At 73.9% G+C, this 14,642-nt stretch carries 14 protein-coding genes; 11 read left to right on the top strand and 3 right to left on the bottom strand.

What is annotated here, in order from left to right; all coding sequences use genetic code 11:
- Positions 1-48 precede the first annotated feature (48 nt).
- The gene (gene purS, locus EDD33_RS17450) at positions 49-294 is read left to right on the top strand and encodes a phosphoribosylformylglycinamidine synthase subunit PurS (RefSeq protein WP_246003581.1); all 246 of its coding nucleotides are present in this window, start codon (positions 49-51) and stop codon (positions 292-294) included.
- Complete coding sequence (gene purQ / locus EDD33_RS17445; RefSeq protein ID WP_123392298.1) at positions 291-962, top strand: phosphoribosylformylglycinamidine synthase subunit PurQ; 672 nt, start codon at positions 291-293, stop codon at positions 960-962. Before purS ends, purQ begins: the two co-directional genes overlap by 4 nt.
- Here purQ and EDD33_RS17440 read toward each other — a convergent pair.
- Entirely contained in the window at positions 959-2,449 is a 1,491-nt protein-coding gene (locus EDD33_RS17440; RefSeq protein ID WP_123392297.1) for a glycoside hydrolase domain-containing protein, read from the bottom strand. The two genes, purQ and EDD33_RS17440, sit on opposite strands and share 4 nt — an antisense overlap.
- Before the next feature lie 88 nt (positions 2,450-2,537).
- Positions 2,538-3,170, bottom strand: coding sequence for a hypothetical protein (locus tag EDD33_RS17435; protein ID WP_123392296.1), 633 nt, complete (start codon positions 3,168-3,170; stop codon positions 2,538-2,540).
- 15 nt (positions 3,171-3,185) lie between these two features.
- Here EDD33_RS17435 and EDD33_RS17430 point away from each other — a divergent pair, with 15 nt between their 5' ends.
- From EDD33_RS17430 to EDD33_RS17420, 3 genes are read left to right on the top strand one after another with little or no spacing between them, the layout of a single operon-like run.
- A complete protein-coding gene (locus EDD33_RS17430; protein ID WP_123392295.1) occupies positions 3,186-3,401 on the top strand; it encodes a hypothetical protein in 216 nt (71 codons plus the stop codon).
- 10 nt (positions 3,402-3,411) lie between these two features.
- On the top strand, positions 3,412-5,706 hold the full coding sequence (gene purL / locus EDD33_RS17425; RefSeq protein WP_246003580.1) for a phosphoribosylformylglycinamidine synthase subunit PurL: 2,295 nt from the start codon (positions 3,412-3,414) through the stop codon (positions 5,704-5,706).
- A 54-nt stretch (positions 5,707-5,760) separates the two neighbouring features.
- Positions 5,761-6,330, top strand: a complete 570-nt coding sequence (locus EDD33_RS17420; RefSeq protein ID WP_123392293.1) for a hypothetical protein — start codon at positions 5,761-5,763, stop codon at positions 6,328-6,330.
- A gap of 81 nt (positions 6,331-6,411) precedes the next feature.
- On the opposite strand, the gene EDD33_RS17415 is transcribed toward EDD33_RS17420, so the two are convergent.
- On the bottom strand, positions 6,412-6,957 hold the full coding sequence (locus tag EDD33_RS17415; RefSeq protein ID WP_123392292.1) for a hypothetical protein: 546 nt from the start codon (positions 6,955-6,957) through the stop codon (positions 6,412-6,414).
- Between the two features lie 123 nt (positions 6,958-7,080).
- Between EDD33_RS17415 and EDD33_RS17410 the strand changes: the two genes are divergently transcribed.
- The 6 genes from EDD33_RS17410 to purM all read left to right on the top strand — a co-directional run bounded on the left by EDD33_RS17410 (position 7,081) and on the right by purM (position 14,554).
- The gene (locus EDD33_RS17410) at positions 7,081-7,440 is read left to right on the top strand and encodes a sterol carrier family protein (protein WP_123392291.1); all 360 of its coding nucleotides are present in this window, start codon (positions 7,081-7,083) and stop codon (positions 7,438-7,440) included.
- 38 nt (positions 7,441-7,478) lie between these two features.
- Positions 7,479-8,828 carry a dipeptidase gene (locus EDD33_RS17405; protein ID WP_123392290.1) on the top strand — a complete coding sequence of 450 codons (1,350 nt, stop codon included), beginning with the start codon at positions 7,479-7,481 and terminating at the stop codon, positions 8,826-8,828.
- A 78-nt stretch (positions 8,829-8,906) separates the two neighbouring features.
- On the top strand, positions 8,907-11,024 hold the full coding sequence (locus tag EDD33_RS17400) for a PAS domain-containing sensor histidine kinase (RefSeq protein ID WP_123392289.1): 2,118 nt from the start codon (positions 8,907-8,909) through the stop codon (positions 11,022-11,024).
- A 9-nt stretch (positions 11,025-11,033) separates the two neighbouring features.
- A complete protein-coding gene (locus EDD33_RS17395; protein ID WP_211332588.1) occupies positions 11,034-11,828 on the top strand; it encodes an inositol monophosphatase family protein in 795 nt (264 codons plus the stop codon).
- A gap of 42 nt (positions 11,829-11,870) precedes the next feature.
- Positions 11,871-13,472 carry an amidophosphoribosyltransferase gene (gene purF, locus EDD33_RS17390; RefSeq protein ID WP_170169868.1) on the top strand — a complete coding sequence of 534 codons (1,602 nt, stop codon included), beginning with the start codon at positions 11,871-11,873 and terminating at the stop codon, positions 13,470-13,472.
- Complete coding sequence (purM, locus tag EDD33_RS17385; protein WP_123392286.1) at positions 13,469-14,554, top strand: phosphoribosylformylglycinamidine cyclo-ligase; 1,086 nt, start codon at positions 13,469-13,471, stop codon at positions 14,552-14,554. The genes purF and purM overlap by 4 nt, the downstream gene beginning before the upstream one ends.
- Positions 14,555-14,642 lie beyond the last annotated feature (88 nt).

The raw sequence follows: 14,642 nt of genomic DNA, 5'->3' as shown, positions 1-14,642 counted from the left end.
GATAGACTCGGCGCGCCGTACGCCCACCGCCTGCAAAGGATGCGCCCCGTGGCCCGAGTCGTCGTCGACGTCATGCCCAAGCCCGAGATCCTCGATCCCCAGGGCAAGGCGGTGCAGGGGGCACTGCCCCGGCTCGGTTTCAGCGGGGTGGTCGACGTGCGCCAGGGCAAGCGGTTCGAGCTCGAGCTCGACGGCGAGGCCAGCGAGGCGGTGCTCGCCGAGGTCCACCAGATGGCCCAGACGCTGCTGTCCAACCCGGTGATCGAGGACTACGACGTGCGGGTGCTGCCGTGAGGGTCGGTGTCGTCACCTTCCCCGGCTCGCTCGACGACGTCGACGCGCAGCGCGCGGTCCGCATCGCCGGCGCCGAGCCGGTCGCGCTGTGGCACGGCGACCACGACCTCGCCGGGGTCGACGCGGTCGTGCTGCCGGGCGGGTTCTCCTACGGCGACTACCTCCGCGCCGGCGCCATCGCCCGGTTCGCGCCGGTGATGACCGAGGTCGTCGACGCGGCACGGGGCGGGATGCCGGTGCTCGGCATCTGCAACGGCTTCCAGATCCTCTGCGAGTCCCACCTGCTGCCGGGTGCGCTGATCCGCAACGACCACCGCAAGTTCGGCTGCCTCGACCAGCGGGTCGTCGTGGAGAACACCGGCACCGCCTGGACCACCGCGTACGCCGAGGGCCAGCAGCTCACCATCGTGCTGAAGAACGGCGAGGGCTCCTTCGTCGCCGACGAGCACACCCTGGACGCCCTCGAGGCCGAGGGCCGGGTCGTCGCCCGCTACGTGGGCGAGAACCCCAACGGCTCGCAGCGCGGCATCGCCGGGGTCACCAACGAGGCGGGCAACGTCGTCGGGCTGATGCCGCACCCCGAGCACGCCGTCGAGGACCTCACCGGTCCGGGCACCGACGGGCTCGGCTTCTTCACCAGCGTGCTCGGCGCGCTCGCGTCCCGCTAGAGCCGGCCCTTCTCCATCGCGGTCCAGGTGGTGCCGTAGACCACCTTGCTCGGGTTGACGCCGACCGCGCGCTGGTAGGTGCCGACGGCCGAGGCGGTGCGGGCGTCGTACCGACCGGTGACCACCAGGCCGGCGCTCGTGGCCGCGTTGAGGGCACGCTGCACCCGGATCACGTCGACGCCGGTGGCGCCGCTGCGCAGCGTGCGGCGGCTGGTGCCGGTGACGTGCAGGCTCACCCAGTCGCTGCGGCTCGCCCAGGTCCGGACCGGGTGGCCGGCCCGTCGCTGGAAGGCGTGCAGCGCGGTGGTGGTCGGGGTGTTCCAGGTGCCGGTGACGGCGTACGGGTAGAGCCGACGCTGCTTGAGCAGGCACTGCAGCGCGACGAGGTGCTGGGTGCGCCACGGCCCCGTCCGGGTGTACGCCGGGAGGCTGATCGTCGACGGGGAGCACCGGGCGTCGGCCAGGTCGGTGCCGGTGTGGCGCGGGGCGGGACCCATCGGGACCGGCTCGGGAGAGGGGGAGGGCGACGGCGCCGGAGCCGGCGTCGGGCTGGGCGCCGGCGTGCTCACCGCGCCCGGGATCCGCGGGGTGCGGAGGTCGACGTAGTTGGTGTCGATGGTGATGCTCACCCCGCCCCAGGTCTCGCGGTGGTCGCCGCGGAACTGCTTGGCGCGGGCGTGGTCGGCCCACCCGGTGCTGCGGACCCACCGGGAGGAGGTGGTGGCGCGGCCGTCCCAGTCGGCGATCCAGACCTGGTCGGGCATCCGGATCGGGTTGCCCGAGCGGACCCGGGCGTCGTCGAGCAGCTTGATGCCGGACGCGGCACTGGAGTAGTAGCCCGAGGCGTAGCCGAGCCGGTGCAGCTCGCGGGTCCACGCGTCCATGAACCACAGCGCCGACTGCGTGCAGGCGGTCGAGGACGTCGTGTCGAAGGCCTCGAGGTCGTAGAAGATCGTGCTGCGCTTGACGATGCCGAGCGTGCCGGCGCGGGACACGGCGCTGCGGGCCTCGGCGGCGCCCTGCGCGCGGGCCGCGGCGTAGGTCCCGGTGGTGCTGGGGTTGATCGTCGGGTCGATGCTCCGCCCGTAGCGCGGGAAGCGGGTCGAGCAGGACGCCTGGGGACCGAGCGTGATCGGCATCAGGTGCCAGCCGTCGGCCAGCTGGTTGCGCACCCACGTGGGCGTCAGGTTGGCCTGGCGCTGGCAGGCCCGTGACGCGCCGGAGATGTAGATGCCCGCCGCGCGGAACGGCGAGGCCCGGCGCCAGGCCCGCATGGCGGTCTCGCTCGGTGCCTCGCACTGGTCGAACCCGAGGCCGGTGTAGTCACCGGGCGTCACCGGGTTCGCGGCGTACGACGGAGCGGGGCTGGTCGCCAGCAGGCCACCGGCGAGCGCTCCGACCAGGAGCCCCGCCGAGGCGCGGCGCGCCCAGCCGCGGAGCCGTGACGTGGTCGGACGGCCGGTCGCCGAGGGGCCGGGCAGACGCATGACTATCTCCAAGAATGTCGGGATTCCGCGTCACCCTAATCACATTCTTCACAGCCGTAACACGCTCGACCGAATTACAGGAACGTAGTTAGCGGCGCGGATCCGACGACATCCGCACCGGGACCTCGTCGCCGAGCCGGGCGCCGGCGAGCAGCTGCAGGCCGTCGCCGGACCAGAAGTTGCCGGGGTCGTAGTAGTTGGTCGGCCGGTCCGGGTCGAGCAGCCCCATCGCGGTGTAGGTGCGGGCCACGACCTCGGCGCAGTACGTCGTCTCCAGCCCGGCGTCGTGGTGCACGCGCCCCCGCGCCCACCGCCCCGCCAGCGCGGCGGTGGCCGGGAACGGCGTGCCGTCGAGCTGGGAGATCGTGCGGAGCACGGCGTCCTCCTGCGCCCGGGTGACCGGGGCGTCGAGCTGGCGCAGCCACGCCCGCTGCTCGTAGCGGCCGCACCACTGCTCGACCGCCTCGCGCAGGTCGTGCAGCTGCACGCCGCGCTGGTGGCTGCCCGTCCAGACGTCGCGCAACCCCTTGCCGAGCTCGGCGTGCCACATCAGCGCAGGCATGTCGTCGAGCACGACCGCCATCCCGACGTGGTTGACGGGCGCGTTGGTCAGCACCCGGATCGCCTGGTCGGCGGCCGAACGGCCGCGGAAGAGCCACAGGTCCCCGGTCCGGGTGAGGTCGACCGCGTCGTCCAGACTGAGGCCGGTACCGATGTCCATCGAGGAGGTCCTCCCGTGAAGTTCTCGTGGTGGAAGCTGCTGGGCCTGGCGGGGGTGGGCGGCGTCGCCGCGACCGGCGCCATCATCGCGCGTGACCAGCGCCAGCGGGCGCAGCTCTCGCCCGACGACGTCCGCTCGCGGCTGCACGAACGGCTGGCCGAGGCCCAGGCGTCCGAGGGCGGGTCGTCCGCGGACGCACCGGCGGCCGGTCGCCACCGCGGACCTCGGTAGATTGTCGCCCGTGCCCGAGACCCCCTCGCCCGAGTCCCGCCCGCCTCACGAGACCGGTCTGGACACCGTGGCGGTCGCCGCGGCCGACCCGGAGCGCGAGCAGCCCTGGTCGACGCTGGGCCTGACGGCCGACGAGTACGCCCGGATCCGCGAGATCCTCGGTCGTCGTCCGACCAGCTCGGAGCTGGCGATGTACTCCGTGATGTGGAGCGAGCACTGCTCCTACAAGTCCTCCAAGGTGCACCTCAAGCAGTTCTCGGAGATCCCGCAGGAGACCCGCGCGGGCCGGATGCTCGCCGGGATCGGCGAGAACGCCGGCGTCATCGACATCGGCCAGGGCTACGCCGTCACCTTCAAGGTCGAGAGCCACAACCACCCGTCCTACGTCGAGCCGCACCAGGGCGCCGCCACCGGCGTCGGCGGCATCGTCCGCGACATCCTCGCCATGGGCGCCCGCCCGGTCGCGGTGATGGACCCGCTGCGCTTCGGGCCGCTCCACGAGCCCGACACCCACCGGGTGCTTCCGGGGATCGTGTCCGGGGTGGGGAGCTACGGCAACTGCCTGGGCCTGCCCAACATCGGCGGCGAGGCGGTCTTCGACCCGACCTACCTCGGCAACCCCTTGGTCAACGCGCTCTGCGTCGGGGTGCTGCGCCACGAGGACCTCCACCTCGCCAAGGCGACCGGCGCCGGCAACCAGGTCGTGCTGTACGGCGCCCGCACCGGCGGCGACGGCATCGGCGGCGCCTCGATCCTGGCCTCGGAGACCTTCGACGCGACCAAGCCCTCCAAGCGCCCCGCCGTCCAGGTCGGCGACCCGTTCATGGAGAAGCTGCTCATCGAGTGCACGCTCGAGCTCTTCGCCGCGGGCGTCGTCGCCGGCATCCAGGACTTCGGCGCGGCCGGCATCTCCTGCGCCACCAGCGAGCTCGCAGCGGCCGGCGACGGCGGCATGCACGTCGAGCTCGACCGGGTGCCGCTGCGCGACTCCTCGCTCGCGCCGGAGGAGATCCTGATGAGCGAGAGCCAGGAGCGGATGATGGCGGTCGTCGAGCCTGCCGACGTCGAGCGCTTCCTGGAGATCTGCGCGAAGTGGGACGTCGAGGCGACCGTGGTCGGCGAGGTCACCGGCGAGGGCCGGCTGGTCATCGACTGGCACGGCCAGACCGTGGTCGACGTCGACCCCCGCACCGTCGCCCACGACGGCCCGGTCTACGAGCGGCCCTACGCCCGCCCCGACTCTCAGGACGCGCTCCAGGCCGACGGCGCCGAGGCGCTGCCCCGCCCGACCACGCCGGAGGAGCTGCGCGAGACGCTGCTGCGGCTCGTGGCCAGCCCCAACCTGTGCGACAAGTCCTGGATCACCGACCAGTACGACCGCTACGTCCGCGGCAACACCGTGCTCTCCCAGCCCAGCGACAGCGGCATGGTGCGCATCGACGACGAGACCGGCCTCGGGGTCGCGCTCTCGACCGACTGCAACGGCCGCTTCGCCCGCCTCGACCCGTACGCCGGGGCGCAGCTCGCCCTCGCCGAGAGCTACCGCAACGTCTCCACCGGCGGCGCCACCCCGGTCGCGATCTCGGACTGCCTCAACTTCGGCTCCCCCGAGGACCCGGCCGTGATGTGGCAGCTGGCCGAGGCCTGCCGCGGTCTCAAGGACGCCTGCCTCGAGCTGGGCGTGCCCGTCACGGGCGGCAACGTCAGCCTCTACAACCAGACCGGCGACACCGCGATCCTGCCCACCCCCGTGGTGGCCGTCCTCGGCGTCATCGACGACGTGGCCCGGCGCACCCCGACCGGTTTCGGCCGCGCGGGCGACCGGGTGCTGCTGCTGGGCGAGAGCCGCGAGGAGCTGTCGGGCTCGGAGTGGGCGCACGTCGTCCACGGCCATCTCGGGGGGCTGCCGCCGCGGGTCGACCTCGCCGCGGAGCGGGCGCTGAGCGAGGTGCTGGTCGGCTCGGCCGCGCTCCTCACCTCGGCCCACGACGTCTCCGACGGCGGTCTCGCGCAGACGCTGGTCGAGTCCGCGCTGCGCCACCACGTCGGTGTCGAGGTCGCGCTCGGCGGCGTCCACGAGGACGTCTTCGTCGCGCTGTTCGGCGAGTCGGCGGCCCGCGCGGTCGTCACGGTCGACCCGGCCGACGAGGAGGCCCTCGTCGCGGCGGCCCGCGAGGCGGGCGTCCCGGTGACGGCGATCGGGACCACGGGCGGCTCGACCGTGTCGGTGGCCGGCGCGTTCGACGTGCCCCTGGACGAGCTGCACCAGGCCTGGGTCGCGACGCTGCCGCTCGCCCTGGGCTGAGCCCGGTCAGGCCTTTTTTGCTGCGCGGTCAGGCGGCATCCGCCACAGTGGGCGGTGACAGGTCCGGGCCGTCCGTGGTGTCCGGCTGTCCCTGAGCCTGGGGAGGCCACCATCACCAAGCGCGCGCTCGTCACCGTCCCGAGCATCCTGCTCGCCCTGACCCTGACCGCTTGCGGCTCCTCGGAGGAGTCGACGGGCTCGGCCGGCGACTCCGCCTCGGGGTCGGGGTCGGCGGAGTCCTCGGCCCCTGCCGAGCCCGACGCCACCCCCGCGGACTACGCAGCGCTGGTCACCACGCTGTTCGCCCAGCAAGAAGCCGTGGAGAAGGCGACGTCGGCCGAGGACTTCAACCGCCAGGCGGACTTCCCCGACGGCATCTCCATCGCCGAGTTCGACGAGAAGAACCGCAAGCTCTGCCTCCAGGACGAGGGCAAGGACATCTCGGTCGACTTCGACGTCTCCGACGACGAGGCCTTCGTCGCCAGCACGGGCCTGTGCGACGACCAGGAGGAGGTCGCACGCCTGGTCAGCGACGAGTCGACCAAGGACGGCATCGGCATCGAGGGCGACCGCGAGGTGGGGGCCGCGATCAAGCAGGCCTTCGTCGACAAGTTCGGGGCCTGACCCGGGGCGCCCCCGGTCCGGGACGTCGTGCGGTGCGGTCGCGGGGCGACCACCCCCCACGACGTCCCGTGCCGGTCGCGCTCAGCCCAGGCCGACGCGGGTGCGCAGCTGCTGCGAGGGCTTCTGCTGCTCGCCCTGCTGGGCGCCCATGACGATCAGGGTGCCGGTGACGGCGGGGATCGCCCACTGGGTGATCTTGAGCTGACGCTGGGCCTTCTTCAGGCCCTCGGAGGCGCCGGCATGGGGCTCGGTGGCGCCGACGGCGCCCTGGTCCTGCTCCTGCTCGACCTTGCGGCCCAGCGCACCCGACCACGCCGTCAGGCCGGCGGCCACGACGGTGAGACCGAGCTTGACCAGCGTGTTGTTGGCCGCCTCGTCCTGCTGGCGGACCCGGTTGCTGTTGGAGGCGATGAGGCCGGCGCCGCCGATGGCGTGGACGCCGATGGCCGCGGCGGCCACGGGGGACCAGCGCTTCCAGCCCAGCGAGGACAGGCGGGTGCGCTCCTGCGGGTCGTGCGCCTCGGCGGTCGCACCGTTGAGGCCGACGGCGCCCATCAGGGAGCCTCCGAACCAGGTGGCGAGGCCGAGGTCGTGCATGCTGCGGATGACGGTGTCGCGCTCGGACATGGATGTCCTTCCGATGGGAGGGGCCGCGCAGGGCTGCGACGGCCGATATCGATCCGTACCCACGCCCGAGGGGCCTCACCGGCCCCCGCCCCCTCGGGCTCACGCGCTGGCTAGCCTGGGGTCGTGCCCGCCCACCTCCGCCTCGCCGACCCCGGCGCGGTCGCCGACGCCCGGGCCCGGCTCGCCGCGGGCGAGCACGGCCGCGCCGACCTCAAGCTGCTGGTCAAGCACTACCTGGCGGTGCTGGCCGACCGCGCGCCCGGCGCCTCGGTCGAGGTCCGGGTCCCGCCGTACGCCGCCGCGCAGGTGATCCCGGGCGTGCGCCACACCCGCGGCACCCCGCCCGCCGTGGTCGAGCTCGACGCCGACACCTGGATCGCGCTGGCCACCGCGACCACCACCTGGCCCGAGGCGCTGGCCACCGGCCGGGTCCGGGCCTCCGGCGAGCGCGCCGACCTCGCGCCGTACCTCCCGCTGGGGTAGGGCGGCCGGTTCCCTCCTGGGCTCCTAGGGTGGTCGGCATGGACATCGAGGAGCTGCGTTCCCGGGTGCAGGCCGAGCTGCCGCGCCTGCGGTCGGACCTGGAGGACCTGGTGCGGATCGAGTCGGTCAGCGCCGACCCGGCCCGCGCCGCCGAGGTGCAGCGCAGCGCCGAGGCGGTGGCCGCGCTGTTCCGGGGCGAGGGGTTCGAGGACACCGCCATCGTGAGTGCCCGCGAGGACGGCGGCGCCCCGGCGGTGATCGCGCGCAAGCCCGCGCCGGAGGGGCGGCCCACGGTGCTGCTCTACGCCCACCACGACGTGCAGCCCGAGAACGACCACGCCGAGTGGACCTCGCCGCCCTTCGAGCCGACCGAGCGCGACGGCCGCCTCTTCGCCCGCGGCTCGGCCGACGACAAGGCCGGCATCGTGGCCCACCTGGCCGCCGTGCGTGCGCTCGGCGACGACCTCGGCGTCGGGGTCACGGTCTTCGTCGAGGGCGAGGAGGAGGTCGGCAGCGACACCCTCCCGGACCTGCTGCGCGAGCACGCCGACACGCTGCGCGCCGACGTCATCGTGATCGCCGACAGCGGCAACTGGGACATCGGCGTCCCCGCCCTCACCACCAGCCTCCGCGGCCTGGTGCGGGTCGACGTCACCGTCCGCACCCTGACCCACGCCGTGCACTCGGGCATGTGGGGCGGGCTGGTGCCCGACGCGCTGATGGCCCTGGTGCGCCTGCTCGCGAGCCTGCACGACGACGCCGGCGACGTCGCCGTGGCGGGCCTGCACAGCGGCCCCGCGGCCGACGTGGAGTACCCCGCCGACCGGCTGCGCGCCGAGTCCGGCGCCAACCCCGGTGTCGAGCTGATCGGCACCGGCTCGGCGGTGGAGCGGCTGTGGACCAGGCCCGCCCTCACCGTCACCGGTGTCGACGCCCCCAGGGTGGACGGCGCCAGCAACACCCTGACCCCGGTCGCGCGGGCGAAGATCTCGCTCCGGGTGGCCCCCGGCGACACCACCGCCAACGCCCTGGCGTGCCTGCGCCGCCACCTCGAGACCCACGTGCCGTGGGGCGCCGAGCTGGCCGTCGACCTGGTCGACACCGGCGAGGCCACCCGGATCGACGCCACCGGGCCGGCGTACGACGCCGCGCGCCGGGCCTTCACCGAGGCCTGGGACGGCACCGCACCCGTCGACATGGGGGTGGGCGGCTCGATCCCCTTCATCGCCGAGTTCCTCGAGTCCTTCCCCGAGGCCAGCGTGCTGGTGACCGGCGTCGAGGACCCCGACACCCGGGCCCACGGCATCGACGAGGGACTGCACCTCGCCGAGTTCGAGCGGGTCTGCCTGGCCGAGACGCGGCTGCTGGACCTGCTCGCCGGGGGCTGACCCGCCGACTAGGGTGGCGGCGCCCGCCTCGTCCGCGCGGGTCTCTCGTGGAGGTGGACCGAGGTGCCAGGTGAGGACGTGACCGCCCGCACCCCGGGTGGGCGGCGTACGACGCTGCTCGCCGTGGGGCTGCTCGCCGTGGCCGGTCTCCTCGCGCTGCTGCTCCCGGACGGCCTCGCCGTGGCGGTCGCGGCCCAGCTCGTCGGTGCCGTGCTGTGCCTGCCCGCCGCCGTGCTGTGCCTGCGCGCGGCCCGCGTCACGAGCGCGCGCTGGTCGGTGGCCTGGAGGCTGCTGGCCGTGGCGTCGGGGCTGTGGGCGGCGGGCAACGTGGTCACGGTCGTCTCGGCCGTGGTGCTGCCGGGCCGCGGCATCAACGCCGGCATCTACCCGCTGCAGGGCACCTCGATGGTGCTGGTGCTGGCCGCGCTGCTGGTGCTGCCGCGTCCGCGGTGGAGCACCGGCCAGGCGGCCCGCGCCTGGCTCGACGTGCTGGTCCTCGTGGCGGGCGTCGGCCTGCTGATGTCGGTCTCGCTGGTCGGCAGCGCGGTCCAGGGCGCCTCCGGGGCCGACCGGGTGTTCGCGCTGGCCTACCCCGCGGCGGCGCTGGCGATGGTGGGGCTGGCCTACGAGGTCAGCCGGCGCCACGTCTACCCGCCCCGGCCCGAGCTGTTCCTGCTCTCGGCGTCCTTCGTCGCGTGGCTGGCCGGCGCTGCGGCGTACACCCTCACGCCGGACGCGTACGTCGCTCCCGCGGGCGTCAGCTGGGCCGTCGGCGTCGGCACCACGCTGCTCGCCCTGTCGGCGCAGCGGGTGGTGCGCCGCCGTCCCGACACCGTCGAGGTCGGCTCCCGCGTCTCCCGGGTCGTCCTGGCCGTGCCCGAGGCCGTGGTCGTCGTCGCCGCGGTGACCGGCATCGTGGTCGGCCTCGACCACTGGCCGCAGCGTGCGCTGGCCGCGGTGGTGGCCCTCTCGGTCGTGGTGCGGCACGTCGTGGTGACCTCCGACGCCCGGCGGTTCCACTGGCGCCTCGAGCGCGAGGTCGCCGACCGCACGACGGACCTGCGCGACTGGACCGAGCGCTACGCCACGATCCTCGACACCGTCGGCGACGGCATCGTGAGCACCGACGCGCAGGGCCGGATCACCTTCGCCAACGCGTCGGCCTGCACGCTGCTCGGGCGGACGCCCGCCGGGCTCGTCGGCCGCGACGCGTGCGAGGCGTTGTGCACCGCCCCGCGCCACGAGTGCCCCTTCGACGGTGCCCTCCTCGGCGCGGTCGTCGACGGCGTCGACGCCGAGCTGCGCCACCGCGACGGGTCGGTGGTGCCGGTCGAGCTGCACGCGACGCCGCAGCCGTCCGGGGCGGGCGACCTCGACGGTGGCCACCACGGGGGCGTGGTGATCGCCTTCCGCGACGTCTCCGCCCGCGTCGCGGTCGAGCAGGTCAAGCGGCAGTTCGTCTCCACCGTCAGCCACGAGCTGCGCACGCCGCTGACCTCGGTGCGGGGCGTGCTCGAGATGTTCGTCGACGGCGACGCGGGCGAGCTGACCCCGGACGGGCACAGCCTGGTCGCCAACGCCAGCCGTGGCGTGGAGCGGCTGAGCCGGCTGGTGGACGACATCATCGACGCCGAGAAGCTCGCGACCGGTCAGTTCCGGCTGCAGCGCTCCCGGATCCCGCTCGCGCGGGTGCTGCACGACACCGTCACCGCGCTGCAGCCGCTCGCCGCCGGGGCGCACGTGCGGATCGAGGTCGGCGAGGTGGGGCCGGCGCAGGTCTGGGGCGACGCCGACCGGATCGAGCAGGCCCTGGTCAACCTGATTGGCAACGCCGTGAAGTTCTCCCCCGAGGGCGGTGCCGTCGAGGTCGAGGTGCGCACCGAGCGCGACGCCGTGCTGGTCACCGTCCGCGACCACGGTCCGGGGCTGCCCGACGACCAGCTCGAGCACGTCTTCGAGCGCTTCCACCAGGTCACCACGGGGGAGGCCACCGACCGGGGCGGCACCGGGCTCGGCCTCACCATCACCCGCTCGATCGTGCAGCAGCACGGCGGCCGGATCTGGGTGGAGAGCACCCTGGGCGAGGGGGCGGTGTTCAGCTTCACCCTGCCGGTCGCCCCCGGCTGGTTCCCGGGCTCGCGGACCACCTCGACCACGGGGCCCGCTGACGCCGAGGCCGTCGGAGGCCCTCGCTAGCCTGGAGCGGTGCCTCTGACCACCGACGCCGTCCTGACGCTCGTCCAGCAGGTGGCGGCCGAGGTGGTGACGCCCCGCTTCCGCTCCCTCACGGAGTCCGAGATCGACGAGAAGCAGCCCGGCGACCTCGTGACGGTCGCCGACCGCGAGGCCGAGGAGCTGCTGACCGCGGCCCTGCTCGAGGCCTACCCCGATGCCGTCGTGCTGGGCGAGGAGGCCCACGCCGCCGACGAGGGCCTGCTGCAGCGGTTCCGCGAGGCCGACCACGGCTTCACCGTCGACCCGGTCGACGGCACCAAGAACTTCGTCCAGGGCTCGCCCGACCACGCGGTGATGGTCTCCGAGGTGGTCGACGGCGAGACCGTGCGCGGCTGGATCTGGCAGCCCGAGCACCAGGTGGCCTGGGTGGCCGAGCGCGGGGCCGGCACGCGCCGCAACGGCGTGCCGGTCGTCCGCGAGCCCGCCGGAGCGCGACCTCGTGGGGCGACCTCGATCTGGTCGCGCCGCGGACGCCAGCCGCTCGGGCTCCCCGCGCTGCGCGGCTCGTGGGTGTGCTGCGGCATCGACTACCCCCGGCTGATGGAGGGCGAGGCCGACTACCTCCTCTACGGCCACACCAACGCCTGGGACCACCTGCCCGGCTCGCTGATGCTCCGCGAGGCCGGGGGAGCGGTGGCCCACCGCGACGGCAGCCCCTACACCGCACGCTCGGACTCTCCCGGGCTCGTCGTCGCCGCAGACGCCGAGACGCTGCGCCTGGTGCTCGAGGCGTGCGAGGGGATCTGGCCGCGCACCGGCTCCTAGGCCGACCGCTCCGTCGGGCCTCCGTGGCCTGCTCCACCTCGCGTGTCACGCGAGCCCGTCCCGGGCCGTACACTCGGGCCCGTGGCCAGCCCCTCCAGCCGTCCCGGCGACGGTCGTCTGACTCACGACCTCGACCCCCACGAACGCGGACCACAGGACGCCTGTGGCGTCTTCGGTGTCTGGGCTCCGGGGGAGGACGTCGCCAAGCTGACCTACTTCGGTCTCTACGCGCTGCAGCACCGCGGCCAGGAGTCGGCCGGCATCGCGGTCAGCAACAGCCGCCAGATCCTGGTCTACAAGGACATGGGCCTGGTCTCGCAGGTCTTCGACGAGTCCACGCTGGAGGCGCTCAAGGGCCACCTGGCGGTCGGCCACTCGCGCTACTCCACGACCGGGGCCAGCACCTGGCACAACGCGCAGCCGACCTTCCGTCCGACCGAGCACGGCTCGATCGCCCTGGCCCACAACGGCAACCTCACCAACACCCGCGACCTGCAGGAGATGGTGGACGCGCTGCCGGACGACCGCGGCGAGCTCGACCTCGGCGGCCGCAAGCTCGAGGTGACCACCAACGACACCTCGCTGGTCACCGCCCTGCTGGCCTACCACCCCGACACCAGCCTTGAGGAGCGCGCGGCCGAGCTGCTGCCGCTCATCAAGGGCGCCTACTCGTTCGTCTGGATGGACGAGGGCACGCTCTACGCCGCCCGCGACCCCCAGGGGATCCGCCCCCTCGTGCTCGGTCGGCTCGAGCGCGGCTGGGTCGTGGCGAGCGAGACCGCGGCGCTCGACATCGTCGGCGCCTCCTACATCCGCGAGATCGAGCCCGGCGAGATGGTCGCCGTGGACGAGCAGGGCCTGCGGACCCGCCGCTTCGCCGCCGCCGCCCCCAAGGGCTGCCTGTTCGAGTTCGTCTACCTCGCCCGCCCCGACACCCTGATCTCGGGCCAGCGGATCCACAGCGTGCGCGTCGAGATCGGCCGCCGGCTGGCGCAGGACTTCCCGGCGGAGGCCGACCTGGTGATCCCGGTGCCGGAGTCCGGCACGCCGGCCGCCATCGGGTACGCCGAGGCCAGCGGCATCCCCTACGGCACCGGCCTGGTGAAGAACTCCTACGTCGGGCGCACGTTCATCCAGCCCAGCCAGACCATCCGTCAGCTCGGCATCCGGCTCAAGCTCAACCCGCTGCGCGACGTGATCGAGGGCAAGCGCCTGGTCGTCGTCGACGACTCGATCGTGCGCGGCAACACCCAGCGCGCGCTGGTGCGGATGCTCCGCGAGGCCGGCGCCCGCGAGGTGCACGTCCGGATCGCGAGCCCGCCGGTGAAGTGGCCGTGCTTCTACGGCATCGACTTCGCCACCCGCGCCGAGCTGATCGCCAACGGTCTCACCTCCGAGGAGATCTGCTCCTCCATCGGCGCCGACTCGCTGGGCTACATCGAGCTCGACCGGCTGGTCGAGGCGACCACGGTGCCCAAGGACGACCTGTGCCGCGCCTGCTTCGACGGCGTCTACCCGGTCAAGCTGCCCGAGCCGGAGAACCTCGGCAAGCACCTGCTCGAGATGGCCCCCCTGCTCGACGCCGACGGGTTGGCGACCTCGCTGACCGGGGGCGGGGCGCCCGACGCCCTGGAGCGCCCGTGAGCGCCGGCACCGGTCCCGCACCCGCCACCGGGGCGACCTACGAGTCGGCAGGCGTCTCCATCGAGGCCGGCGACCGCGCCGTCGAGCTGATGAAGGTCTGGGTCGAGCAGGCCCGCCGCCCCGAGATGATCGGCGGCATCGGCGGCTTCGCCGGGCTCTTCGACGCGAGCGCGCTCAAGGCCTACGACCGGCCGCTGCTGGCCAGCTCGGCCGACGGCGTGGGCACCAAGGTCGCCATCGCGCAGGCGCTCGACAAGCACGACACCATCGGCTTCGACCTCGTCGGCATGCTCGTCGACGACCTGGTCGTGTGCGGTGCCGAGCCGTTGTTCCTCACCGACTACATCGCCACCGGACGGGTGGTCCCGGAGCGGATCGCCGCCATCGTCAAGGGCATCGCCGAGGCCTGCGTGGCCGCCGGCTGCGCGCTCATCGGCGGCGAGACCGCGGAGCACCCCGGCCTGCTCGGTCCCGACGAGTACGACGTCGCGGGCTCGACCACCGGCGTCGTCGAGGCCTCCCAGCTGCTGGGTCCCGGCCGTGTCCGACCCGGTGACGCCGTGGTGGCGATGGCCTCGAGCGGGCTGCACTCCAACGGCTACTCGCTGGTGCGTCACGTGCTGCTGACCCAGGGCGGCCGCTCGCTGGAGGAGCACGTCGACGAGCTCGGCCGCACCCTCGGCGAGGAGCTCCTCGAGCCGACCCGCATCTACGCCAAGGCCTGCCTCGACCTCGCCCGCGACACCGAGACCCACGCGATGTCGCACATCACCGGGGGTGGCCTGGCCGCCAACCTCGAACGGGTGCTCCCGGTGGAGCTGAGCGCGACCCTGGACCGCACGACGTGGTCGCTGCCGCCGGTCTTCGAGCTGGTCTCGCGCACCGGCGGGGTCGCCCGCGAGGACCTGGAGCGCACCCTGAACTGCGGTGTCGGCATGGTCTCGCTGACCGCGCCCGAGGACGCCGACCGCGCGGTCTCGCTGCTCGCGGGCCACGGCATCGAGGCCTGGGTGGCCGGCACCGTCGCCACCGCGGGCGAGCAGGACGGCGGTCGGGTGAGCCTGCGCGGCGACCACCGCTGAGCCCCCGCACACCCACGCAGCAGCGGCGTGTCCCGCCCGATGTGCACGACTGACCATCGGGCGGCTAGGGTTGAGCCCACGAACAGTT

The organism is Nocardioides aurantiacus, assembly GCF_003752505.1.
GTDB lineage: Bacteria > Actinomycetota > Actinomycetes > Propionibacteriales > Nocardioidaceae > Marmoricola > Marmoricola aurantiacus.
Note: the sequence above shows the minus strand (reverse complement) of the source record. Positions and strands in the feature narration are given on the sequence as shown.